At 60.9% G+C, this 24,480-nt stretch carries 22 protein-coding genes; 11 read left to right on the plus strand and 11 right to left on the minus strand.

Features of this window, described 5'->3' with window-relative positions:
• Nucleotides 1-70: 70 nt before the first annotated feature.
• From hrpA to ACLH0J_RS12515, 4 genes are all read left to right on the plus strand, one after another.
• Nucleotides 71-3,982, plus strand: a complete 3,912-nt coding sequence (gene hrpA, locus ACLH0J_RS12500) for an ATP-dependent RNA helicase HrpA (RefSeq protein ID WP_411392197.1) — start codon at nt 71-73, stop codon at nt 3,980-3,982.
• A 284-nt stretch (nt 3,983-4,266) separates the two neighbouring features.
• Nucleotides 4,267-5,388, plus strand: a complete 1,122-nt coding sequence (locus ACLH0J_RS12505) for a beta-ketoacyl-ACP synthase III (protein WP_411392198.1) — start codon at nt 4,267-4,269, stop codon at nt 5,386-5,388.
• Nucleotides 5,389-5,404: 16 nt separating this feature from the next.
• Nucleotides 5,405-6,019, plus strand: a complete 615-nt coding sequence (locus ACLH0J_RS12510; protein WP_411392199.1) for an RNA polymerase sigma factor — start codon at nt 5,405-5,407, stop codon at nt 6,017-6,019.
• Nucleotides 6,013-6,258, plus strand: coding sequence for an anti-sigma factor family protein (locus ACLH0J_RS12515; RefSeq protein ID WP_411392200.1), 246 nt, complete (start codon nt 6,013-6,015; stop codon nt 6,256-6,258). Before ACLH0J_RS12510 ends, ACLH0J_RS12515 begins: the two co-directional genes overlap by 7 nt.
• Nucleotides 6,259-6,363: 105 nt before the next feature.
• On the opposite strand, the gene ACLH0J_RS12520 is transcribed toward ACLH0J_RS12515, so the two are convergent.
• Nucleotides 6,364-7,686, minus strand: a complete 1,323-nt coding sequence (locus tag ACLH0J_RS12520) for a putative porin (RefSeq protein WP_411392201.1) — start codon at nt 7,684-7,686, stop codon at nt 6,364-6,366.
• A gap of 283 nt (nt 7,687-7,969) precedes the next feature.
• Between ACLH0J_RS12520 and ACLH0J_RS12525 the strand changes: the two genes are divergently transcribed.
• Nucleotides 7,970-9,094 (plus strand): GNAT family N-acetyltransferase, encoded by a 1,125-nt coding sequence (locus tag ACLH0J_RS12525; RefSeq protein ID WP_411392202.1) that lies wholly within the window; start codon nt 7,970-7,972, stop codon nt 9,092-9,094.
• Between the two features lie 12 nt (nt 9,095-9,106).
• Here the strand turns inward: ACLH0J_RS12525 and aqpZ are convergent, their stop codons facing one another.
• The 5 genes from aqpZ to ACLH0J_RS12550 all read right to left on the minus strand — a co-directional run bounded on the left by aqpZ (nt 9,107) and on the right by ACLH0J_RS12550 (nt 14,177).
• Nucleotides 9,107-9,808, minus strand: a complete 702-nt coding sequence (aqpZ, locus tag ACLH0J_RS12530) for an aquaporin Z (protein ID WP_411392203.1) — start codon at nt 9,806-9,808, stop codon at nt 9,107-9,109.
• Between the two features lie 144 nt (nt 9,809-9,952).
• Nucleotides 9,953-11,785, minus strand: a complete 1,833-nt coding sequence (locus ACLH0J_RS12535; RefSeq protein ID WP_411392204.1) for an ABC transporter ATP-binding protein — start codon at nt 11,783-11,785, stop codon at nt 9,953-9,955.
• Nucleotides 11,786-11,868: 83 nt separating this feature from the next.
• The gene (locus ACLH0J_RS12540; RefSeq protein WP_411392205.1) at nt 11,869-12,432 is read right to left on the minus strand and encodes a peptidylprolyl isomerase; all 564 of its coding nucleotides are present in this window, start codon (nt 12,430-12,432) and stop codon (nt 11,869-11,871) included.
• 3 nt (nt 12,433-12,435) lie between these two features.
• Entirely contained in the window at nt 12,436-13,239 is an 804-nt protein-coding gene (locus ACLH0J_RS12545; RefSeq protein WP_411392206.1) for an alpha/beta fold hydrolase, read from the minus strand.
• A 14-nt stretch (nt 13,240-13,253) separates the two neighbouring features.
• Nucleotides 13,254-14,177, minus strand: coding sequence for a LysR family transcriptional regulator (locus ACLH0J_RS12550; protein WP_411392207.1), 924 nt, complete (start codon nt 14,175-14,177; stop codon nt 13,254-13,256).
• Nucleotides 14,178-14,226: 49 nt separating this feature from the next.
• Here ACLH0J_RS12550 and ACLH0J_RS12555 point away from each other — a divergent pair, with 49 nt between their 5' ends.
• Nucleotides 14,227-14,541 (plus strand): 3-phosphoglycerate kinase, encoded by a 315-nt coding sequence (locus ACLH0J_RS12555; RefSeq protein WP_411392208.1) that lies wholly within the window; start codon nt 14,227-14,229, stop codon nt 14,539-14,541.
• A gap of 420 nt (nt 14,542-14,961) precedes the next feature.
• Nucleotides 14,962-15,828: a carboxylate/amino acid/amine transporter gene (locus tag ACLH0J_RS12560; RefSeq protein WP_411392209.1), complete on the plus strand. Its 867-nt coding sequence runs from the start codon at nt 14,962-14,964 to the stop codon at nt 15,826-15,828.
• Here ACLH0J_RS12560 and ACLH0J_RS12565 read toward each other — a convergent pair.
• Nucleotides 15,818-17,095 carry an OprD family porin gene (locus ACLH0J_RS12565; RefSeq protein ID WP_411392210.1) on the minus strand — a complete coding sequence of 426 codons (1,278 nt, stop codon included), beginning with the start codon at nt 17,093-17,095 and terminating at the stop codon, nt 15,818-15,820. The two genes, ACLH0J_RS12560 and ACLH0J_RS12565, sit on opposite strands and share 11 nt — an antisense overlap.
• Before the next feature lie 83 nt (nt 17,096-17,178).
• Nucleotides 17,179-18,477: a mechanosensitive ion channel family protein gene (locus ACLH0J_RS12570; RefSeq protein WP_411392211.1), complete on the minus strand. Its 1,299-nt coding sequence runs from the start codon at nt 18,475-18,477 to the stop codon at nt 17,179-17,181.
• Nucleotides 18,478-18,671: 194 nt separating this feature from the next.
• Between ACLH0J_RS12570 and ACLH0J_RS12575 the strand changes: the two genes are divergently transcribed.
• Both ACLH0J_RS12575 and ACLH0J_RS12580 read left to right on the plus strand, forming a co-directional pair.
• The gene (locus ACLH0J_RS12575; RefSeq protein ID WP_010563894.1) at nt 18,672-20,018 is read left to right on the plus strand and encodes a DEAD/DEAH box helicase; all 1,347 of its coding nucleotides are present in this window, start codon (nt 18,672-18,674) and stop codon (nt 20,016-20,018) included.
• 227 nt (nt 20,019-20,245) lie between these two features.
• Nucleotides 20,246-20,635, plus strand: coding sequence for a transcriptional regulator (locus ACLH0J_RS12580; protein WP_411392212.1), 390 nt, complete (start codon nt 20,246-20,248; stop codon nt 20,633-20,635).
• Between the two features lie 24 nt (nt 20,636-20,659).
• Here ACLH0J_RS12580 and ACLH0J_RS12585 read toward each other — a convergent pair whose 3' ends face one another.
• The 3 genes from ACLH0J_RS12585 to ACLH0J_RS12595 all read right to left on the minus strand — a co-directional run bounded on the left by ACLH0J_RS12585 (nt 20,660) and on the right by ACLH0J_RS12595 (nt 22,698).
• Entirely contained in the window at nt 20,660-21,526 is an 867-nt protein-coding gene (locus ACLH0J_RS12585; RefSeq protein WP_411392213.1) for a DUF6279 family lipoprotein, read from the minus strand.
• A gap of 65 nt (nt 21,527-21,591) precedes the next feature.
• Nucleotides 21,592-22,314 carry a TorF family putative porin gene (locus ACLH0J_RS12590; RefSeq protein ID WP_411392214.1) on the minus strand — a complete coding sequence of 241 codons (723 nt, stop codon included), beginning with the start codon at nt 22,312-22,314 and terminating at the stop codon, nt 21,592-21,594.
• A 204-nt stretch (nt 22,315-22,518) separates the two neighbouring features.
• Nucleotides 22,519-22,698, minus strand: coding sequence for a hypothetical protein (locus ACLH0J_RS12595; RefSeq protein ID WP_003193095.1), 180 nt, complete (start codon nt 22,696-22,698; stop codon nt 22,519-22,521).
• Nucleotides 22,699-23,020: 322 nt separating this feature from the next.
• On the opposite strand from ACLH0J_RS12595, the gene ACLH0J_RS12600 reads away from it, so the two are divergent.
• Together ACLH0J_RS12600 and ACLH0J_RS12605 are read left to right on the plus strand one after the other, a co-directional pair.
• Nucleotides 23,021-23,857 (plus strand): S1 RNA-binding domain-containing protein, encoded by an 837-nt coding sequence (locus ACLH0J_RS12600; protein WP_034099624.1) that lies wholly within the window; start codon nt 23,021-23,023, stop codon nt 23,855-23,857.
• Between the two features lie 111 nt (nt 23,858-23,968).
• A complete protein-coding gene (locus ACLH0J_RS12605) occupies nt 23,969-24,367 on the plus strand; it encodes a DUF2177 family protein (protein ID WP_411392215.1) in 399 nt (132 codons plus the stop codon).
• Nucleotides 24,368-24,480: the final 113 nt, after the last annotated feature.

A 24,480-nucleotide genomic window follows, 5' to 3' on the forward strand; every position in this document is an offset into this window, starting at 1 on the left:
GGGCGCGCGCATCAAGGGTTTTCTGCGACAATCCGCCCCCTTGCCTACATAGACGACCTATACGTACCTGATGACTGACCAAGCGCCCGCTATCGACCAACTGCTGAAAAACCTCGATCACGCCATGCTCGCCGACCGCAACCGCCTGCGACGGCAGTTGCTCGAGCTGCGCAAGAAGCCCGATGAGCAGAAGCTGGCGCAGTGGGTCGCACGCATGCAGGCGTCCTGCGCCCAGGTCACGGCGCGGCGTGCCAGCCTGCCGCTGATCCGCTATGACGACAGCCTGCCGATCGCCGCCAAGCGCGACGAAATCAAGGCAGCGCTGCTCAAGCATCAGGTGCTGATCATTGCCGGCGAAACCGGCTCGGGCAAGACCACCCAACTGCCGAAAATCTGCCTGGAAATCGGTCGCGGCCAACACGGCCTGATCGGCCACACCCAGCCGCGCCGGATCGCCGCGCGCAGTGTCGCCAGCCGGGTCGCCGAAGAACTCGCCACGCCGCTCGGCGCGCTGGTCGGTTATCAGGTGCGCTTCGAAGACCAGAGCGATTCCAACACCCTGATCAAGCTGATGACCGACGGCATCCTGCTGGCGGAAACCCAGAACGACCGCTACCTCGAGCGCTACGACACGATCATCGTCGACGAAGCCCACGAACGCAGCCTCAACATCGACTTCCTGCTCGGCTACCTGAAAACCCTGCTGCCACGTCGCCCGGACCTGAAGGTGATCATCACCTCGGCAACCATCGACCTGGAGCGTTTCTCCAAGCACTTCGACGATGCGCCGATTGTCGAGGTGTCGGGCCGTACCTTCCCGGTGGACACTTGGTACCGTCCGCTGACCCTGGAACAGGACGAAGAGGGCAACCGCGTCGAAGACGACCTGACCGTCGACCAGGCGATCCTCGCCACCCTCGATGAAATCGCCGCCTACGAGCGCAGCGAGCGCCGCAGTCCAGGTGACGTGCTGGTGTTCTTGCCCGGCGAGCGCGAGATTCGCGACGCCGCCGACATGCTGCGCAAGGCCCAGCTCAAGCACACCGAAATCCTGCCGTTGTACGCGCGCTTGTCGCCGGCCGAGCAGCAGCGCATTTTCCAGTCCCACCCCGGTCGACGCGTGGTGCTGGCGACCAACGTCGCGGAAACCTCGCTGACTGTGCCGGGTATTCGCTATGTGATCGACAGCGGCACCGCGCGCATCAGCCGCTACAGCTACCGCGCCAAGGTGCAGCGCCTGCCTATCGAGGCGATTTCCCAGGCCAGCGCCAACCAGCGTAAAGGCCGCTGTGGCCGGGTCGAGCCGGGGATTTGCATCCGCCTGTACAGTGAAGAAGATTTTATCGGCCGCCCGGAATTCACCGACCCGGAGATCCTGCGCACCAACCTGGCGGCGGTGATCCTGCAGATGCTGCACCTGCGCCTGGGCGAAATCACCGACTTCCCATTTATCGAACCGCCGGATGGCAAGGCCATCAGCGACGGTTTCAACCTGCTGCAAGAACTCTCGGCGGTGGATCGCAACAGCCAGCTCACACCGCTGGGCCGCCAATTGGCGCGCCTGCCGGTGGACCCGCGCATGGGCCGCATGTTGCTCGAAGCGGCCAAGCTGGGCAGCTTGCAGGAAGTGCTGATCGTGGCCAGCGCCATGTCGATCCAGGACCCGCGTGAACGCCCGCCGGAACGCCAACAGGCCGCCGACCAGGCCCACGCACAATGGAAGGACCCGGATTCGGACTTCGCCGGCCTGGTCAATCTGTGGCGCGGCTTTGAAGAGCAGCGCCAGGCGCTGACCGCCAGCCCGCTGCGCAACTGGTGCCGCAAGAACTTCCTCAACTACCTGCGTCTGCGCGAGTGGCGCGATTCCCATCGTCAGTTGAGCCTGATCTGCCGCGACATGCAGCTGACCGTCAACAAAGAACCGGCGGATTTCCCGAAACTGCACAAGGCGGTGCTGTCGGGCCTGCTCAGCCAGATCGGACAGAAAACCGAAGACGGCGATTACCTCGGCGCGCGTCAGCGACGTTTCTGGATTCACCCCTCGTCAGGCATCGGCAAGAAACGCCCGCAATGGCTGATGACCGCCGAACTGGTGGAAACCACCAAGCTGTATGCGCGCATGGTGGCCAAGATCGATGCCGACTGGATCGAGCCGCTGGCCGGGCACCTGATCAAGAAAAACCACTTCGAACCGCATTGGGAGAAGAAGCGCGGCCAAGTCGTGGCCTTTGAGCAGATCACCCTGTTCGGGCTGATCGTGGTCGGGCGCCGGCCGGTGCATTACGGGCCGATTGACCCGGTGGCGTCGCGCGAGCTGTTTATCCGCGAAGGCCTGGTGCGTGGCGAGATTCAGTCGCGGGCCAAGTGCCTGACCGCCAATCAGCAATTGCTGGAGCAGCTCGACGAGTTGGAGGCCAAGGCGCGTCGGCGCGACATCCTGGCCGACGAAGAAACCCTCTACGCCTTCTACGATGCGCGGCTGCCGGCGCAGATCCACCAGACCGCCACGTTCGACAGTTGGTACAAGGTCAACAGCCAGAAAGACCCGCAACTGTTGATCATGCGCGAGGAAGATGTCCTGGCCCGCGACGCCAGCGAAGTCACCGCCGCGCATTACCCCGACACCCTGCACCTGGGCGACCTCGCGCTGGCCTTGAGTTACCACTTCGAGCCTAACCATCCGCGCGACGGCGTGACCTTGCGCGTGCCGGCGCCGCTGTTGCCGGCCTTGCCGGCGGAGCGCCTGGAGTGGCTGGTGCCGGGGGTGATCGAAGCCAAGTGCATCGCCCTGGTGCGCAATTTGCCCAAGGCGCTGCGCAAGAACTTCGTGCCGGTGCCGGACTTCGTCAAGGCCGCGTTGCAGCGCATCGAGTTCGGCCAGGGCTCGCTGCCCCAGGCCCTGGGCCGCGAATTGCTGCGCATGACCGGTGCGCGGGTCAGCGATGAAGCCTGGGCTGAAGCGGCGCAGCAGGTGGACAGCCACCTGCGGATGAACCTGGAAGTGGTCGACGGCCAGGGCAAGTTCCTCGGCGAAGGCCGCGACCTGGCCGAGCTGACCGCACGCTTTGCCGAAGCCAGCCAGGCCGCGTTGGCCGTGCCACGAACGGCGAAAAGCCAACAGCCGGTGGAGGCCAAGGTCTTCGCGGCAGTGGCCGAGAAGACCCAGCAGAACATTGCGGGCCTGTCGATGACGGTGTATCCGGCGCTGGTGGAAGAAAACGGCACGGTCAAGGAAGGGCGTTTCTCCACCGCCGCCGAGGCCGAGTTCCAGCACCGTCGTGCCTTGCAGCGCCTGCTGATGCAGCAGTTGGCGGAACCGGCGAAATTCCTGCGCGGTAAATTGCCCGGCTTGACCGAGTTGGGGCTCATGTACCGCGAACTGGGGCGTATCGACGCGCTGGTGGAAGACATCTTGCTGGCCAGCCTCGACACCTGCGTGCTCGACGGCGAAGCCAACCTGCCCCGTGACGGCGCGGGGCTGGCCGCCTTGGCCGAGCGCAAGCGCGGCAGCTGGACCGAACACGCCGAACGCTTGGCACGCCTGACCCTGGAGGTGCTGAAACTGTGGCACGGCCTGCAAAAACGCTTCAAAGGCAAGATCGACCTGGCCCAGGCCGTGGCCTTGAACGACATCAAGCAGCAGTTGAGCCACCTGGTCTATCCCGGTTTTGTGCGGGAAACCCCGGCGCAATGGCTCAAGGAACTGCCGCGTTTCCTCAGGGCCATCGAGCTGCGCCTGGAGAAACTGCCGAGCCAGGTGCAAAAGGATCGCGTGTGGAGCGGCGAGTTGGGCGGCCTGTGGGCGCAGTACCAGAACCGCCTGAACAAGCACGCCCAGGAAGGCAAACGTGACCCGCAACTGGCGCTCTATCGCTGGTGGTTGGAGGAATACCGGGTGTCGTTGTTTGCCCAGCAATTGGGTACCAAGGTGCCGATTTCGGATAAGCGCCTGAGCAAGCAATGGAGCGTGGTGGAGGCGTGACGGTCTAGGGGGGGGCAGTGTGGCAAGCCCGCTCTCCACAATAACCCCGCTCGCCACTGTTCGCCCTGAAAGGGACACTTATCCGGCATATGGCGCCAAATCCCAGGGTTTGTGGCAAACTTCGCGGTCATAAATACCGGGATCGTCGTGAGAGGCTGATGAGCAGCCGCGGCGCAATGGGATAAAGCGATGCCAGTTTGGTGCCCGCGGAGCGGAATCGGACTAGTTAAAGTTTGGTACGACGGTACCAATATCTTCTGCCTGACAGATTTAGAGGAACGACCGTGCATAACGTCGTCATCAGCGGCACTGGCCTGTACACCCCGGCCAACAGCATCTCCAACGAAGAGCTGGTGCAGTCTTTCAATACCTACGTGCATCAGTTCAACGCCGACAACGCCGCCGCCATCGAGCGCGGTGAGGTCAAGGCGCTGACAGAGTCCAGCGCGGCCTTCATCGAAAAAGCCTCGGGCATCAAGAGCCGCTTTGTCATGGACAAGGACGGCATTCTCGACCCGCAACGCATGGCCCCGCGCCTGCCGGAGCGCAGCAACGACGAATGGTCGGTGCTCTGCCAGATGGCGGTCGGCGCCGCCGAACAGGCCTTGCAGCGTGCCGGTAAGACCGCCGCCGACATCGACGGTGTGATCGTCGCCTGTTCCAATCTGCAGCGCGCCTATCCGGCGATCGCCATCGAAGTCCAGGAAGCCCTGGGGATCGAGGGCTTCGGTTTCGACATGAACGTGGCGTGCTCTTCCGCCACCTTCGGCATTCAGAACGCGGCCAACAGCATCAAGCTGGGCCAGGCCCGGGCGATCCTGATGGTCAACCCGGAAGTCTGCACCGGTCACCTGAACTTCCGTGACCGCGACAGTCACTTCATCTTCGGCGATGCCGCGACCGCCGTGATCCTGGAGCGCGCCGACCTGGCGACTTCCGAGCATCAGTTCGATGTCGTCAGCACCAAGCTGCTGACCAAGTTCTCGAATAACATCCGCAACAACTTCGGCTTCCTCAACCGCGCGGCGGAAGAGGGTATCGGCGCGCCGGACAAACTGTTCGTGCAGGAAGGTCGCAAAGTCTTCCGCGATGTCTGCCCGATGGTCGCCGAACTGATCGGTGCGCACCTGGAAGAAAACCACTTGAACGTGGCCGATGTGAAGCGCTTCTGGCTGCACCAGGCCAACCTGAGCATGAACCACCTGATCGTGAAGAAACTGCTGGGCCGCGAAGCCACGGTGGAAGAGGCGCCGGTGATTCTCGATACCTACGCCAACACCAGCTCGGCGGGTTCGGTGATCGCGTTCCACACCTACCAGGACGACTTGCCCCAGGGCTCCGTCGCGGTACTCAGTTCGTTTGGCGCGGGCTATTCGATCGGTAGCGTGATCCTGCGCAAACGCTGAAACATCGAGGTCTTGAATGGCAGCAGCGGACGACGCGCACCTGCTTGAGCGCCTGCTCAAGGGTGAACAGCGGGCCTACAAGGAATTGGTCAGTACCTACCAAAGCGCAATGCGGGCGGTGGCCTATGCCATCGTCGGCCAGCGCCATGCCGACGAAGTGGTACAGGACGCCTGGCTGTCGGTGGTGCGCAACCTGGCCAGGTTCGAAGGGCGTTCCAGCCTCAAGACCTGGCTGCTGACCATTACCGCCAACGCCGCCAAGGGCCGCTACAAACGAAATCGTCGGGAAGTGTTGCTCGACGATTTGCCCTCGCCCCACGGCACCATCGGCGACGATCGCTTCACCTCCGACGACGGTCACTGGGCTGTCGCCCCGTACGCCTGGCACCAGGACACCCCGGAAGCGCTGCTGACCGAGGATGAACTGCGCAAATGCCTGGAACACACGATCCTGAGCCTGTCCGAATTGCAAAGCAGCGTGCTGGTACTGCGCGAACGCCAGGGCCTGGAGCTGGACGAGATCTGTAATTTGCTGACGCTCTCGCTCTCCAACGTGCGTGTGCTGTTGCATCGTGCACGGCTTAAAGTCTTCGCCACGGTGGAGCATTTTGAGGAAACGGGCGAATGTTGACCTGTAAAGAACAAGTGGCGCGTTCCAGCGACTACCTCGATGGGCAATTGACCTTTCGCGAGCGCTTGCTGGTGCGTCATCACTTGATGTTCTGCCCTAACTGCCGACGGTTTATCCGCCAGATGCGCTTGATGCAGGCGACGCTGAAGATCATGCCGGAGGAGCCGGTCAAGGATGTGGATGCCCTGGCGCAGCGTCTGGCTGACGAGCGGCTCAAGGATCCGAAAGGCGGGGAGTAAGCAGGCTCGCGCGGGGGAATCGAACGGATGATGGGGATCGCCCCCCGCGCAAGACTGTAACAGCCACCTCGGGCCGTCCTGGCCCAAGGCGTTTGACACTGACTTTTAGAACTTGGCTTCAGCATCCAACTGCAGGGTGTTGGTGTTGGCATCACGCTGAGTGCGGCTGGCGTAGTCAGCCTTGGTCAGGTAGTACGTGGCGCCGAGCGCGAAGTTTTTGTCGATGTCGTAGCTGACCTTCATCTTGTGACCGCGCGAACCGGTGGTGCCGTTGGCGAAGTCCGAATCGGTGAAGGCGCCTACCACGGCGTTACGTTGGGTATCGCGGTAGTTGTAGTCCAGGTTGAAGCCGAACACTTTGGACTTGGCACCCAGCAACCAGGCGGTGTCCTGATCGTTGGACGCATCGTTGTTCTTCACGTACTGACCGTAGAACGCCAGCGGTACGGCCAGGCCGCCGATGTCGGCTTGGGCAAAACCTTCATACAGACGGAATTGTTCGTTTGCCGAGTTGCCGTTGACCGCCAGTGCGCAAGGCGTGGTGCTGCTCGTACAGGCGCTGTTTTCGTCGTTCTGGTAGGCGTAGATGCTGCCGCCCAAGGTCATTTTCAGGTTGTCGGTCACCGAGAAACGCGTGCCCAACTGGCCGGAAGTCAGGCGCAGGTCGTGGCGAAACTGCACGCCGTCGCCGTCGACGTTGTCCTTGAGGTTGTAGTTACCGAGGCTGCCGAACAGCTCGGCGCTGCTACCCAACGGGTATTTGTAGGTCAGGGCCAGACCTTCCGGGTTGATATCGCCGTCCCAGATCACGTCGCCCATGTTTACCCAAGGCTGCAGCATCTTGCCGCCGATGACGTGCAGGTTCTTGATCTGGTCCGGGTGGTAGTCGATGTAGCCCAGGTCCAGCCAGATCGACTTCTTGTCGAAGTAGTTGTCCAGGTCCTGGTTGGTGGAGCGCGCGTCGTCGCTGCTGCCGGTGGCGATGCGGATGCCGGTGTCGACCTGAGGGTTGATCTCGGTGTAGGCGCCCAGGCGGGCACGGATGCGCTGGCGGTCCTTGTCGCGGCCACCGTTGTTGGATTCGCCCTGGATTTTCACGGTTTCCTGACGGAAACGGACATCACCCTTGAACTGAGTCTTGGCGGCCCAGGCCAGCTTCTGGTCGAAGATGCTCAGATCGTTGGTTTTTTTCGCGGTGGCCGCGATCTGTTCGTTGGTCTCTTGTTGAGCTTGCTGTGCGATCTGCTTTTCTTTCTGATCCTTGGCCAGTTCCGCTTGCAGTTCGGTGTACTGCGAAGCGGTGATCTGGCCGTTGGCCTTGAGCATGTCGAGCAATTTAGCGTCGACTGCGGCGCTGGCCGGAACGCTCAGGGCCAGTAACAGGCCACCGCAGAGGGCCGCCGCAGTTTTAGTGGAAGCAAGACGCATATCAATCTCCGAAAGTGAGGAGGGATGGCAAACCATCCAGGACACAACCGACCGATGACGGACGGAAAAATAACCACCTGCTAGAACCAGGCGCTCTAAAAACAGGCGTCAGTATCGCCATCGTTTATGACGGAGGAGTGGCGAAGTGATGTCATCTAGATGACAAATTATTTAAGTGTGGAACTATCTATCTAGAGCCTTGTCGTGCGATTTGAGAGTGTGTCGCAACCCGCGATAAGCGATACTCGCGAAGCTTTCACGCCATGACGCAGTGAGGATCCCAATGCCGTTGCAACGCCTGGACAGTCTGTCTGAAATCGCCCCGCAGGCCTGGGACGCGCTGGTGCCGGATGCCCAGCCGTTTGTGCGGCACGCCTTCCTCAGCGCGCTGGAAGACAGCGCCAGCCTGGGCCCGCAGTCGGGCTGGCAGGCCGAGCATTTGCTGCATTGGGAGGGCGATAGGCTGGTGGCGGCCTTGCCCAGTTATCGCAAGTGGCATTCCTACGGCGAGTACGTGTTCGATCATGGTTGGGCCGACGCCTGTGAGCGCGCCGGCATCGACTATTACCCCAAGCTGCTGACGGCTGTGCCGTTCAGCCCCGTCAGCGGGCCGCGCTTACTCGCGCGCAGTGCCGGGGACGGTTTTGAACTGCTCAACAGTCTGCCGGGCTACCTGGAAATCGAAGGGCTCTCCAGCGCCCATATCAACTTCACCGACGGATTGACCGATGAAGCATTGGCCCAGCAGCCGGGCTGGTTACAGCGCCTGGGCTGTCAGTTTCATTGGCAGAACCGCGGCTACCGCGACTTCCAGGATTTCCTCGACGCCCTGAGTTCACGCAAGCGCAAACAGATGCGCAAGGAACGCGAGCAGGTCGCCGGGCAGGGTATTGAGTTCGAATGGTTGCAAGGCCATGAGTTGAGCGAGGCGCAGTGGGATTTTATCTACGCCTGCTACGCCAATACCTACGCGGTACGCCGCCAATCGCCCTACCTGACCCGTGAGTTTTTCAGCCTGCTGGCCGAGCGCATGCCTGAAGCGATCCGTGTCGTGCTGGCCAAACAAGGTACGCGCCCGGTGGCCATGGCCTTCAGCCTGCTGGGTGGCGACAGTTTCTACGGTCGCTACTGGGGGTGTCTGGCCGAGTTTGACCGCCTGCATTTCGAAACCTGTTTCTACCAGGGCATGGACTACGCCATCGCCCACGGCCTGCAGCGTTTCGACGCCGGTGCCCAGGGCGAGCACAAATTGATCCGCGGGTTCGAGCCGGTGATTACTCGGTCGTGGCACTACCTGCGCCATCCGGGTTTGAAGAAGGCCGTGGAGGATTTCCTCGAGCGCGAACGGGTGGGGATTCTGGCGTATGCCGAAGAGGCGAGGGCAGCCCTGCCGTATCGGCAGGGCTGAACCCGCTTTGCCTCAGTCCGGCTTCTCCTTGCCCAGCCATCGATAGACCACGCCGGCAATCGCCGCGCCCAGAATCGGCGCGAGCCAGAACATCCACAACTGCTGGATCGCCCACCCGCCCACGATCAATGCCGGGCCGGTACTGCGGGCCGGGTTGACCGAGGTGTTGGTCACGGGGATGGAAATCAGGTGGATCAAGGTGAGAGCCAGGCCGATGGCGATGGGCGCGAGGCCCTTGGGGGCGCGATGGTCGGTGGCGCCGAGGATGATCAGCAGGAACATCGCCGTCATCACCAGCTCACAGACAAACCCCGCTGCCATTGAATAGCCGCCCGGCGAATGCTCGCCATAGCCGTTGGAGGCCAGGCCCGATGCCAGTTCGAACCCCGGTTTGCCGCTGGCAATGAAGTACAGCAGTGCAGCGGCGACAGTGCCGCCAATCACCTGGGCCACGATGTACGCCGGTAACTCCCTGGCCGGAAACCTTCCGCCCACCACCAGCCCCACCGATACCGCTGGGTTGAGGTGACAACCACTGATGTGTCCGATGGCCACCGCCATGGTCAGCACCGTGAGCCCGAACGCCAAGGCTACACCCAATAACCCGATCCCGACTGCGGGGAACGCCGCGGCCAACACCGCACTCCCGCAACCGCCCAACACCAGCCAAAACGTTCCCAACCCCTCTGTGACTGAACGCTTGAACAAAGACATGCAACCCGTCCTTGATAGATCGCTCTACCCAATCAGCAAATCAGTGATGCTCCCTGCAGATTTACTTCAGCGCCCGTCTGGGCACTGCACTGAGTACAGCACGGTTGTGGCACAAATCCAGAAGAGCCATGTGGGAGGGGGTTCTCAGTCGATGCCCACGAAGCCCCCGGTCTGGTGCTGCCACAACCGCGCATACAGCCCACGATGGGCCAGCAACTCGGCATGGCTGCCGCTCTCGGCGATCTGGCCTTTCTCCAGCACCACCAGGCGGTCCATGCGCGCGATGGTCGACAACCGATGCGCGATCGCAATCACCGTCTTGCCTTGCATCAGGGTTTCCAGGCTTTCCTGGATCGCCGCTTCGACTTCCGAGTCCAGTGCCGAGGTGGCTTCGTCCATGATCAGGATTGGCGCGTCCTTGAGCAGCACCCGCGCAATGGCGATGCGCTGGCGTTGCCCGCCGGACAGTTTCACCCCGCGCTCACCCACGTGGGCATCCAGGCCGGTGCGGCCTTCGGCGTCCGACAGCAGCGGGATGAACTCATCGGCGCGCGCCTTGTGCACGGCGGCCCAGAGTTCTTCGTCGGTGGCGTCCGGCTTGCCGTACAGCAGGTTGTCGCGGATCGAACGGTGCAGCAACGAAGTGTCCTGGGTAATCATGCCGATCTGTTCGCGCAGGCTTTCCTGGGCCACTTCGGCGATGTTCTGGCCGTCGATCAGGATGCGTCCGCCTTGCAGGTCGTACAAGCGCAGCAGCAGGTTGACCAGGGTCGACTTGCCCGCGCCGGATGGCCCGATCAGGCCGATTTTTTCCCCGGCCTTGATGTTCAGGTTCAGGCCGCCAATGATCCCGCTCTTCTTGCCGTAGTGAAAATCCACCTGTTCAAAGCGCACTTCGCCATGGGGCACGGTCAGGCGTGGCGCGTTCTCGCGGTCGATCACCGCCAGCGGCTGGGCGATGGTTTTCAAGCCGTCCTGCACCATACCGATGTTTTCAAAAATGCCGTTGACTACCCACATGATCCAGCCCGACATGTTGACGATGCGAATCACCAAACCGGTGGCCAGGGCGATGGCACCGACGGAGATCAGCGAGTGGGTCCACAACCACAGGGCCAGGCCGGTGGTGGTGACGATCAGCAGGCCGTTCATGGTGGTGATCACCACGTCCATGCTGGTGACCACACGGCTGGCCAGCTGGGTTTTTTCGGTCTGCTCGATGATCGCTTCCTTGGCGTATTCCTGCTCGGATTGAGTGTGGGCGAACAGCTTCAAGGTGGTGATGTTGGTGTAGCCATCGACGATGCGGCCCATCAACTTGGAGCGCGCCTCGGAGGAAATCACTGAACGCGCTTTTACCCGCGGCACGAAGTAGCGCAATGCCAGGCTGTAGCAGACGATCCAGGTCACCAGCGGGATCATCAGGCGCCAGTCGGCTTCGGCGAACAGCACCAGGGAACTGATGGCGTAGATCGCCACGTGCCAGATCGCATCCACCGCCGCCACGGCGGAATCGCGCAGGGAGTTGCCGGTCTGCATGATGCGCTGGGCGATGCGCCCGGCGAAGTCGTTCTGGAAGAAGTTCAGGCTCTGCTTGAGCACATAGCTGTGGTTCTGCCAGCGGATCAGGCTGGTCATGCCGGGGCTGATGGTCTGGTGTACCAGCAGGTCATGCAGGGCGCCGAAGATCGGGCGCAGCAGCAGGGCGACCACGGCCATCCAGATCAGCTCGGTGCTGTGGATCTGGAAGAAGTCGGCGGGCGGCGTGCCCTGGGCCAGGTCGATGATGCGGCTCAGGTAGCTGAACAGCGCGACTTCGATCAGCGCACCGATCAGGCCCACCACCAATAGCGCGGCAAAACACGGCCACACCTGGCGCAGGTAATAGAGGTAGAAGGGCAGGACTTTATCGGGAGGGGCGGCGCTGGGCGCGTCGCGGAAAATATCGATCAGTTGTTCGAAACGACGATAGAGCATTAGGGTTGACGCCCGCCTGGCGGGCTCTCCTGTTCAAATGCGCGCGCAGCCTTGCAGGCCGCGCGCGGGACTCCCTGCAGACGTCAGTCGATGCGCTTGGCCGACTTGATCAGGACAGGATCGATAGGCACGTTCTGCATGCCCTGCTTGGTGGTGGTCTGCGAGTTGACGATGATGTCGACCACGTCCATGCCTTTGACCACTTTGGCGAACACGGCGTAGCCGCGGTCACGGCCCGGGTCGAGGAAGGCATTGTCGGCGACGTTGATGAAGAACTGGCTGGTGGCCGAATCCGGATCATTGGTGCGCGCCATGGACAAGGTGCCGCGCACGTTATGCAGGCCATTGCTGGCTTCGTTCTTGATCGGGGCTTCGGTCGGCTTTTGCGACATCGACTGGGTAAAACCGCCGCCCTGGACCATGAAGCCCGGGATCACACGGTGGAAAATCGTGTTGGTGTAGAAGCCTTTGTCGACATAGGCCAGAAAGTTCTTGGTACTGATCGGTGCCTTGACCGGGTCCAGTTCGATCTCAATGTCGCCGTTGGTGGTGCTGATCAGTACGTGAGGCGCCTTGGCCGGCTGGGCCGCCATCAGGTTGGCGGCGAACAAAACGGAACCGGCAAAAAAGGCGATTTTTTTCAGCATGGGTCAGTGATCCTGGGTAGTGGTTTCGACAGTTTTTAGAAAATTGAGCAGGGTGGTGTTAAAGGCTTCGGGTTGATCCAAGGGCGTGGCATGGCGGGAATCGTCGATCACCACCAGCCGCGCATCGGGCAGCAGTTTTACATAGATTTCTTTGTGCGCCACAGGGGTGTAGTCGTGGTCGGCGCTGATGACCAGGGTTGGACAGGTAATCCTCGAAAGTCGTTCCTGCACGCCCCAGCCCACAATCGCATCGAAGCTGGCGAGATAAGCACGTTTGTCGTTTTTTGCCCAGCGTTCGGCCATCTTGCGCCGCAGGTCGGCTTGCGCAGGCTTGGGGAACAACCGGTCGCCGAGGGCCTTGCCGATGGTGGCCAGGCTGAGCACACGGGCCAGGGTCCAGCGCTTGGCCCATTGCCAGTAATCGTCGACCGTGCGCACCTTGACCTCGGGCGCGCTGTTGACGATGCACAGGCTCTTGACTCGGTCGGGCTCGTCCACCGCCAACTGGAAGGCGATCATGCCGCCCATGGACAAGCCCACCACATGGGCGGGCGGCAGGTTCAGGTGTTCGATCAGGGCGATCAGGTCGTCGGTGAACCCTTTGATGCTGTAGCGCTCGCGCGGTTTGTCGGAACGCCCGTGGCCGCGTACATCCACCACAATCAGGCGGTAGTGCCGCGACAGCACCGGGATCTGCAATTCCCAATCCTGGCTGCTGGAGCCCAGGCCGTGGATCAGGATCAGCGGGGTGCCGTGGCCGTACTCCGCGTAATGCAGGCTGCAGCCTTCGTGGTCGAACCAGGCCATGGATGAACTCCGTTTCAGGCTTGCAGGGGCGCAGCGAAAGGCGCGTCCAGGGGGGCCGTGTCAAAGGTGCGCAGCAATTCCACGAGGATCTGCGTGGCCGGCCCCAAGGGTTTGTCCTTGTTCGAGTACAGGTAGAACGTGGGATGGCGGCTGCCGCCCTGTTCCAAGGGTAGCTGCTTGAGCACGCCTTCGTGGAGTTCGCGTTCGATCATGTGCCGAGGCAGCCAGGCAAAGCCCAGGCCGCTGCCGACAAACGCGGCGGCGGTGGCCAGGCTGCCGACCGTCCAGCGCTGTTCGGCGCCGAGCCAGCCCACGTCCCGCGGCTGCTGGCGACCGGAGTCGCGGATCACCACCTGCATCTGGCTTTCCAGGTCCTGGAAGCTCAATTCGCGGTTCATGCGGTGCAGGGGGTGCTCGGGGTGGGCCACGGCGATGAATTCCACATCGCTCATTTCCGTGCCGAGGTAGCCAGGGATGCTGAAGCTACTGATCGCCAGGTCGGCCACGCCTTCAATCAACAGCTCTTCGACGCCGGACAGCACCTCTTCACGCAGGCGCACCCGGCAGCCACGGCTTTGCGGCATAAACGCGGTGAGGGCACGCACCAGGCGTGCGTTGGGGTAGGCGGCATCCACCACCAGGCGTACTTCGGCTTCCCAGCCCTGTTCCATATGGTGGGCGAGGTCTTCCAACTGGCTGGCGTTTTTCACCAGTTGCCGGGAGCGGCGCAGCAGCACTTCACCGGCGTCGGTGAGCACGGCCTTGCGCCCGTCGATGCGCAGCAGCGGCACGCCGAGCTGGTCTTGCATGCGGGCCACGGTATAGCTCACCGAGGACTGCGAACGATGCAGCGCTTCAGCCGCCTGGGCGAAGCCGCCATGGTCGACCACGGCTTGCAGCGTGCGCCATTGATCGAGGGTAACGCGGGGCGCTTTCAAGATGAGCTCCTCTTGTCCTAAGCTGGCAGTCCTTATTGGAGACTGCCGAATGAGAAAATTGTGTTGTGTGCTGTTGGCGCTGTTGCCGATGACCGCGTTTGCCTACCCCATCGACGTGACAAAAAAGATCGAAGGCGTGAGCGTGGATTACACGGCTTCTGACGTGGACGGCGATATCAGTTCGATTCAACTGAGCAATTACGGCACGAAGGATGCCGTGTGTTCGGTGACCTTCACCAATGGGCCGGAATCGCCACGTCGTCGCACGGTGACGGTGCCCGCGGGCAAAAGCACCAACGCCACGGTCAAGTTCAACCGCGCGATTATCAAGATGCGCATCGCCCTGGCCTGTGCCCCGAAATAAAGCAGCAGCGGAGCATGTCTATAGGAATACTCCGCTTATAAACAAATTTCTAGATTGGTTGTAGCAGTTTTTTGCGCTTTTTTATCGAATTAACCCTGGTTAATCTTTTCTCCATCGACTTACAGCAATTACAGATGGAGCCTACAACGTCATGTCCAAAGTTCTGATCATCGAAAGCAGGCCGGCACGCCAAGGTGCTGTTGGCCCAGGTGGCTTGATCCTTTAATCGCCAGATAATCGCGCGGTGTTTATCTAGTGCCACGCAAACCCTTCAAGTACGCGTAACAGACCTCCCTTTGCACTTTTGCTCCTGAGTGCTCCTGCCCGACTGCCGCTATAGCGAGGTCGGGTTTTTTTTGCCCCGAGTTTCTTCAACCGTCGAAAACCTTTAATGTCCGGCCCATTCGAAACGAGGCGCGCATGGGCTACTTACTGGTTGTCACCCTGATTCAGGCATTTTCCTTCAGCTTGATCGGCGAATACCTCGCTGGTCACGTCGACAGCTACTTCGCCGTACTGGTGCGTGTCGTGCTGGCCGGCCTGGTGTTTATCCCGCTGACGCGCTGGCGTTCGGTGGAACCGGCCTTCATGCGTGGGATGCTGCTGATCGGTGCGCTGCAGTTCGGCGTGACCTACGTGTGCCTGTACCTGAGCTTTCGCGTGTTGACGGTGCCGGAGGTGCTGCTGTTTACGATCCTCACCCCCCTGCACGTGACCTTGATCGAAGACGCCCTCAACCGCCGCTTCAACCCTTGGGCGCTGATCGCCGCATTGGTGGCGGTGGCGGGGGCGGCGGTGATTCGTTTCGACCAGATCACCCCGCACTTCCTCATGGGCTTTTTGCTGCTGCAACTGGCCAACTTCACCTACGCCGCCGGGCAGGTGATGTACAAGCATCTGGTGGCGCGTTATCCGAGCGACCTGCCGCACTACCGACGCTTCGGGTATTTCTACCTGGGCGCGTTGCTGGTGGTGTTGCCGGCGTTCCTGCTGTTCGGCAAAGCCGACTTTCTGCCCGACGCGCCGCTGCAATGGGGTGTGCTGGTGTTCCTCGGATTGGTCAGCACGGCGCTGGGCATGTACTGGTGGAACAAGGGCGCCTGCCTGGTCCATGGCGGCACCCTGGCGGTGATGAACAACCTGCACGTGCCGGTGGGGTTGCTGCTCAACCTGCTGATCTGGAACCAGCACGAACCGCTGGGCCGCCTGGCGCTGGGCGGGTTGGTGATTGTGGGGGCGGTGTGGATCAGTCGGTTGGGCGTGCGTTCGGCTGCGGTTAAAGCTTGAGTGGATATTCGATCACGACGTACACCCGGTCGATATCGTCCCCGGCCTGTACCGTGTTGGTGCGGTGGCTGACGTGGGATAGCTGCACCGACAGGTCCTTGGCCGGGCCGGATTGCACCACGTAGTGCAGGTCGATATCGCGTTCCCAATGGCGACCGCCGCGGCCTTGCTGGGGTTGATACTTACCGCTGTCCGCATCGAACGGGTTGTAGGCGCCGCCTTGGGGGGCGTGCGTGCCGTCGATACCTCGGCCGGTGACGTAGCGGGTCATGAACTTCAAGCCCGGCACGCCGAAGGTGGCGAGGTTGAGGTCGTAGCGAAGCTGCCATGAGCGTTCGCCGGGGCCGTTGAAGTCGGCGTACTTGATGGAGTTGGCCAGGTAGATGGAGTCGCCGCCGACAAAGTCGAACGGCGTATTGCCGTTGATCTTCTGATAGGCCAGAGTCACCGACTGCGCTGCGAAGCTGTACTTGCCGGCCAGGCTGTAAGCGGTGTTGGCGATGGCACCGGCCTCTGCGCGGCCCTGGTCCTCGGTGCGGTAGATATTGCCGTCGAGGCCCCAGTTCGCCGTGGTTCCATGCAGGTTGGCGTAGTACTGGCGCCAGGTGTCGTGCAGTTGCGAGGCATACAACGCACCACCGAGCGGTTGGCCTTCGAAGAACTGCCCGCCGAGGAAGTCGATGGCGCCGCTGCGCGTGCTGGCGCCATAGCCATTGAAATCGCCGTGCCCGCTCGAGGCATTCTGGTTTTTGAAGGCGGTGAAGTGGCCCGCCTGCCAATGCAGGGCGTCGATTTCGCGGCTGTCCAGCAACAGGCCTGTGGCGTATTCCGGTTGCAGGCGTTTGTCGGCGGTGTCGAACACCGGGGTTTCGACGGTCATCTCGCCCACCGACAGCGTGGTTTTTGCGACGCGCAACTTCAGGGCGCCGCCGGCGCTGGAGTAATCGCGTTCACTGCGTCCTTTACTGTCCAGCGGCAGCACACCGGTGCCGGCGTGGCCTTTGCCGCCGTCGAGTTTCAGGCCGACAAAGGCGTGGGCATCGAGACCGACGCCGATCGTGCCGGGGGTAAAGCCGGAGACGAACGCGGCGATAAAGCCCTGGGCCCATTCCGCCTTGTGCGGCTGGCTGGACGGGGACCGTTCCTTGTTGTCGAGGTAGAAGTTGCGGCTGAGTACGTCGAGGCTCGAATCCTCGATAAAACCCGCCGCCAGCACACTGCTGCAGGTGCCGGTCAGCAGAAGCGAAAGCAAGGTTGGAGCGCGCATCGGCATGGCCTCGAAGGATTTTCCATGAGGCCAAGGGTCGTCAAATAATCAGCGCAACGATTGAATGGCTGTGCTGCATCGCTCTAGATCGCGGTTTTTTCTGGCTCAGGCAGGTGGCTGGCGCCCAACACGGCGGGCAACATGCCGGCGCGCAAATCATTGCCACTCGGCTGCTGATACAGGCTCAAGCCAAATTCCGGCAACACCGCCAGCAGGTAATCGAAGATGTCCCCCTGGATGCGCTCGTAATCCGCCCACGCCGTGGTGCGGGTGAAGCAGTAGATTTCCAGCGGTACGCCTTGGGCGGTGGTTTGCATCTGGCGCACCATGCAGGTCATGTTGGGCTGGATATCCGGGTGGCTTTTCAGATAAGCCAGGGCATACGCGCGGAAGGTGCCGAGGTTGGTCATGCGGCGGCGGTTGGCCGACAGTTGCGCGCTTTCACCCTGAGCTTCGTTCCAGGCCTTGAGCTCGGCCTGCTTGCGCCCGATGTAGTCCGTAAGCAGATGCACCTGGGTCATGCGTGTTTCTTCGTCATCACGCAGAAAGCGCACGCCGCTGGCGTCGATATACAGACTGCGCTTGATACGGCGCCCGCCCGCAGCCTGCATGCCGCGCCAGTTCTTGAACGACTCGGACATCAGGCGCCAGGTGGGGATCGAGACGATGGTCTTGTCGAAATTCTGCACCTTGACCGTGTGCAGGGTGATGTCGACCACGTCGCCATCTGCGCCGACCTGGGGCATTTCGATCCAGTCGCCGACCCGCAGCATGTCGTTGCTGGTCAGTTGCACACTGGCGACGAATGACAGCAGGGTGTCTTTGTACACCAACAGGATGACTGCCGACATGGCGCCCAGGCCAGACAACAGCAGCAGCGGTGAACGGTCGATCAGGGTGGCGACGATGATGATCGCGCCGAACACGAACAGCACCATCTTCGCCAACTGCACATAGCCTTTGATCGAGCGGGTGCGGGCATGTTCGGTGCGGGCGTAGATGTCCAGCAGGGCGTTGAGCAGCGCGCTCATGGCCAGCACCAGGAACAGAATGGTCAGCGCCAAAGCCACATTGCCGATAAACAGGATGGCGATCTTGCTCAGGTCCGACACCAGGTGCAGGCCGAACTGGATCACCAGGGACGGGGTCATCTGCGCCAGGCGATGGAAGACCTTGTTATGGCGCAGGTCGTTGAGCCAGTGCAGGGACGGTTGCCTGCCGAGCAATTTAACAGCGTGGAGGATGAGGTAACGCGCCACCCGTCCGAGCAGCAGGGCCACCATCAGCAACACCAGCAAGCCGAGGCTGGCATGCAGCAGCGGGTGTTGATCGAGGGCGCCCCAGAGGTCCTGGGCGTTGAGCCAGAGCTGTTTGATATCCATGGGTGGAACCGATTCTTCTGTAAGACAAGACGAGGGCGATTAGAGCATTTAAGTGCATTACAGTTGGCGTTCCGGACAAATGCCCTGACAAAAAAGCAGCTGATTAGCGCCGTTCGCATAAAGACACTCGGTTTGGACGCCCGAAACCGGTACCCTATGCAGCTGATTTTTTGTATTTCTTCGAGGTAGCACCCGTGTTTTCCCAATTCGCCCTGCACGAACGCCTGCTCAAAGCCGTGGCCGAGCTTAAATTTGTCGAGCCTACGCCTGTGCAAGCAGCGGCCATCCCGCTCGCGCTCCAAGGGCGTGACCTGCGGGTGACGGCTCAGACCGGGAGTGGCAAGACCGCCGCTTTCGTCCTGCCGATTCTTAACCGTCTGATCGGTCCGGCCAAAGTCCGCGTCAGCATCAAGACCCTGATCCTGCTGCCGACCCGCGAGCTGGCCCAGCAAACGTTGAAGGAAGTGGAGCGCTTCTCCCAGTTCACTTTCATCAAGTCCGGCCTGATCACCGGCGGCGAAGACTTCAAGGTCCAGGCCGCCATGCTGCGCAAGGTGCCGGACATCCTGATCGGCACTCCGGGCCGCATGATCGAGCAACTCAACGCCGGCAACCTTGACCTCAAGGAAGTCGAAGTGCTGGTGCTCGACGAAGCCGACCGCATGCTCGACATGGGCTTTGCCGACGACGTGCAGCGCCTGGTGGGCGAATGTGTGAATCGCCAGCAGACCATGCTGTTCTCCGCCACCACCGGCGGTTCGACCCTGCGCGACATGGTCGCCAAGGTCCTGAACAACCCTGAGCACCTGCAGGTCAACAACGTCAGCGACCTGAACGCGACCACACGCCAGCAGATCGTCACCGCCGACCACAACGTGCACAAAGAGCAGATCCTCAACTGGCTGTTGGCCAACGAGACCTATCAGAAGGCCATCGTGTTCACCAACACCCGTGCCGCGGCCGACCGCATCTACGGTCGCCTGGTTGCGCAGGACTACAAGGCATTCGTGCTGCACGGCGAGAAAGACCAGAAGGACCGCAAGCTGGCAATCGACCGCCTCAAGCAGGGCGGCGTGAAGATCCTGGTTGCCACCGACGTGGCCGCACGTGGCCTGGACGTGGATGGCCTGGACATGGTCATCAACTTCGACATGCCCCGCAGCGGCGACGAGTATGTGCACCGTATCGGCCGTACCGGGCGTGCCGGCAACGATGGCCTGGCGATCTCGCTGATCTGCCATGGCGACTGGAACCTGATGTCGAGCATCGAGCGCTACCTCAAGCAGTCGTTCGAGCGTCGCACCATCAAGGAGGTCAAAGGCACCTACACCGGGCCGAAGAAGGTCAAGGCGTCCGGCAAGGCCGTTGGCGTGAAGAAGAAAAAGACCGACGCCAAGGGCGACAAGAAAAAAGCCGGCGCCAAGTCGCCGACCAAGCGCAAGATCGCCAACCGGCCGAAGACCGACAACCTGTCGCTCGTCAGCAAGGACGGCATGGCACCGCTCAAGCGCCGCAAGCCGGAAGCACCGGCTGCCGAGTAAGGCAGGGCTGAGCGTAAAAAACCGGACGATGTCCGGTTTAGTGATTTTTATGCCTTCAATTTTTCGCTTTGTCAGCGGCGCCTTTCAGTTCTTATGCTCGGTTGAGCGGGCGAATGCCTGGAAAATTCAGAGAAATGACGTCCGTCCATTCAGCTGAACGGCCGCTGATGTGGCGTGTCACACCTTCAGACGGGCGACTTTTCCTTGGGCCCGCAGGAGGAATCAGGATGACGACTTACAACTGGGATTTGATCGAACGTCTGCTGCATGAAGTTCAGAACGGTGAGGGCAGCTTTGCTCCACGCAAATATGCCGAACAGGAAGCCGCCGAGAAAGCCACGGCGGGCGAGTCCATCGGTAATCTGGATGCGCTGAAAAAAACCGCCGCCGACTATGAGGCGCTGCTGTTCAAGCGTGGGTTTATTGAATCGCGGCCGGAGGAAGAGGGGGGTAATGGCGAGAATTTCGTCCTGACGACCCTCGGCGCCCAGTTGCTGGCGCTGATCGACAGCTCGATTCCAGGCCATGATCACCCGCGTCAGGTGTTGGATGAGCAGGCCGATGCGCTGGACCCGGCGATGTTTGCGCAAGTGGCCTCAAAGGCCCAGATCGCCTGATGTGAGAGGGGGCTTGCTCGCTCGTTAGTTTGCGGCGGTCTTGAGGCACTTGAGTGCCTTGAAGTCGCTGCGCACGCCGTCGATTTTCTGCGTCAGCTTCAGGCGCTGTTGCACGCTGCTTTCAGCCATCAAGTCGACCAGCAGGCTGCGTGCCGCCGCTTCGGTCTGGGCATAGGCGACGCGATATTCCGGGGTCCACAGGCTTTCGCGATCCACCAGTAACTGCTGCAGTTTCTGCGGGAAGTCGGCTGTTTGGCGTTGGCGTATTGCCTCCATCAGCTGCGCCTGCCAATCGGCGCGATTGCCGATCCACTCCCGGTTTTGCTCGCCCAGCTCCATGGACCACATCGTGACCCGGTTCTGCTGGCTGGCACTGAGCGGTCCCATCCAGGCGTCCAGGCGTTTGCTCATGCGTTGGGCGCGTTCCTTGATCTGTTGCTCCAGGGGCGGCTTGAGGTACTCGTCCTGGCGCTTGTGCAGGTCTTTGGTCAGCGCGGTGTTCATGTCCTTGACCTGTTGATCGTCCAGGCTCTGGAGCAGTTCGACAGCCGATGGGGTGATTGCCTGGGCGACGTTGGCGATGGCCTGCTTGGCTTCGACGGTACGAGCCTGCAGGGCGGCGTCGCTGACCTGATGGTTGTCGACCATCTGTTGCAGGCGATCGAGCCAATCGAGGTAACCCGGCAACTGGGTGGTGCAGTGCCAGGCCAGGTGTTCCTTGAGCTTGTCATTGAGCCAGCGTTTCTGCCCGGCGTTCATGTCCAGGTAGTCACCGAGGGTCCAGGGGATGATCACGTCAAGATTGCGGTAGGCCAGGCCGACGCGGTTACAGGCGGCGAGCACCAGGCTCATAGTCAGCACTACCAGCAATAGTTTGAGCCGGTGCAACATGGGCGGGTCCTTGCGCAGAGGTATTGATGCATGTGAACCCGCAGCGGGCGCGACAGTTCAGCCCATCAATAAAACGGCCGCGCCGCCTTCAAGGTCAACAGGCCATCGCATTGCGAATTGTGTCCAGAGTAGGCCGAGCAGTCGCCGCCGCCGAGGCTGGAGTCGCTGTAGATCAGGTTCAGGTCAACGCCCATCCACGCCCTGGAAAATTGCACCGACCAGTCGCTGAAGGCGCGAATGGAACCGCCCTCCACCGAGACCGGCGTGCCCAACTGATGGGTGGTGTATTTCATGCTGACGCCGATGCCGAACGGCTGCGTACCGCCGAGGTCGGCAAACAGTGTGCTGTCCTGGCGGTCCGGGTCATTGCTGAAGGAGACGCCGAAGCGATTGCCCAGCAGGTTCAGGCCGCCATAGAACTCCTGGCTGTTGAGAGGGCTGAGCTTGGGGTAGCTGTAGTGGATCAAGCCCACTTCATAGCCCAGGGTCTGATCGAAGGGGTGTTTGAAGCCCATATAGGAGTCTATTTCGAGGTTACTCGCCGGAGAAAGGCCCATGTTCGGCGAGAATTGGCCGAAGTACAGGCCGCTGTCGTGGCTGAGGTCCAGCCCGCCATGGAACGAATCGCCACCGGGAGAGGTTGGTTTGACCAGTCCCTGGGCCATGCTTCGGCTGGGCGTGGTGCCCAATTTCAGGTCGAAGTCGCCCAATTCACGCTGGAAGATCTGCGCTTCGGCGAGGGGGCTGGTGGCCAGGGCGGCGACCAAAAAAATGCAGGGTTTGAACATGCTTCACTCCATGAAAAGCGAGGAGCAGTGACGAAAAAGTCGGGAGATGCCCGTGCTAGACGTGTGCAAGCATACCGGCGAATGCCCGGCGGTGAGGCCCGTTCGTCGATTGGTGCGAGGATGAAGGTGTTGAGAGGGTATTGGCGGCTCTAGTCCAAGCGCCTTGAAGGCAAGGCGCTCGGGGACCAGGTGTGTTGCGAAGTCTTACTTCTTACCCAGGCTGATCTGCTTGGACGGGCCGAAAGTCTGGCCGCTCACGCCCTTGGCAATTTGCTGGATTTCGCCACCGGACTTGAGAAAAGCAGCAATCTGGCTGTTGATCGACTCGCTGGTTTCAACGGCGGGAGCTGGCTTTGCTTTGCTATTGGATGCTTTTACGCGCATGGCGGCCACTAACCTATAGAAAATTAACTTGGCCAGGCATCGTACAGGAAATACTTGACAATTGCTTGGCAAATATCCGCGGAGAATAAGTGCGGCGGTGAGAAAGAACCAAAGTTCACCTTTGAATTAAACGCCTAACTGACTGTTTTAGCTCGAAACCCTGGGGCGTGCCGGGATTTTTCTGGGGGCAAAATCGAGTCGATTGATCGGACGAGCGGGGTGGGCCCGCGAGAACGCCACGCAAGCCCGCGATTTTTCAGGCGTGCGCGCGTGGCGAGCGCAACTCGGGTAGAATGCCGCCCACGCAATGAGGGTATTGGAAATGGCTTTAGTCGGGCGCTACAACAGCTTGCAAGTGGTTAAACACACTAACTTTGGTTTGTACCTGGACGGTGCGCAAGACGGTGAAATCCTCTTGCCTAATCGGTATATCCCGAAAGATATTCCGAGTGAAGATGAAGACTGGCTTAACGTGTTCATTTACTTGGACAGCGATGACAAACTTATCGCGACGACTGAAAAGCCGAAAGTTCAAGTTGGCGAATTTGCCAGTTTGAAAGTGGTTGAAGTCAACAGTATTGGTGTCTTCCTCGATTGGGGTTTACCCAAAGATCTGTTGTTGCCGTATTCGGAAGAAAAACGTCAGTTGAGCGCCGGTGAATATTGTGTGGTGCACGTCTACCTCGACAAGCACACCAAACGCATCACCGCGACTGCGCGCCTGGATCGTTATCTGGATAAGACGCCGGCCAACTACCAGGTGGGCCAGGAAGTCGACCTGCTGGTGGCCGAAGCGACCGATATGGGCTTCAAGGCGATCATCAACAACAAGCACTGGGGCCTGATCCACAAGAACGAAGTGTTCAAGTTCCTGCGTCCGGGCAAGGAAGAGAAAGGCTTTATCAAGGAAATCCGCGCCGATGGCAACATCAGCCTGAGCCTGCAACCGGTCGGCCAGGAAGCGGCCTCCAGCCTCAACTCGAAGATCCTCGCCAAGTTGCGTGAAAACAATGGCACCTTGCCGGTCAGCGATAAAAGCGACCCGGCGGTGATCAGCAACTTGTTCGGCGTGAGCAAAGGCAACTTCAAGAAGGCCATTGGTGCGCTCTACAAACAGGGCCAGATCGTGATTCATGCGGATCGCATTGAACTAAGCTGAGTCCGCTTTGCTCTCTTGCAGGAGCGAGCTCGCGAATAAAGGTACATCCGACGCCGCGATGCGCGTGGAATACTTTCGCGAGCCAGCTCGTTCCTATAGTGGGTCACTGCCATGTCAAAGAAATCTGTATTCGCTTACCTCGGCACCTTGCTGGCCTTTCTGGTGCTCGACGGCCTCTGGCTCGGCGTCCTCATGGGCCCGACCTACAAATCCCTGCTGGGCCCGCTGATGCTCGATCAGCCGCAGCTGTTGCCCGCCGTGTTGTTCTACCTCCTGTATGTCCTCGGTTGCGTGGTGTTCGTGGTCTTGCCCAGTGTCAGTTGGCAGCGCGCGGCGCGCATGGGCGCTTTGCTCGGCCTGGTCGCCTACGGCACCTATGACTTGAGCAACTGGGCCACGCTGCACGGCTGGTCCGCCGGGCTGACCGTGATGGACATGGCCTGGGGCACAGTTCTCACAGCGGCTTGCTGCACGGTTGGGCACTTGTGTGCACATCGAGTGCACCGCTGATTGTGTACAGGATTTGTGTGCACCGTTGCTGAGCATGGTCAGCACTTCTAAAGCGTCATAATTGCCTTTGGTGCGCAGTCTTATGGGGATTGTGTGCTATTGGCACGCAATCT

It is taken from the genome of Pseudomonas sp. MPB23, from assembly GCF_046605395.1.
Taxonomy (GTDB): Bacteria; Pseudomonadota; Gammaproteobacteria; order Pseudomonadales; family Pseudomonadaceae; genus Aquipseudomonas.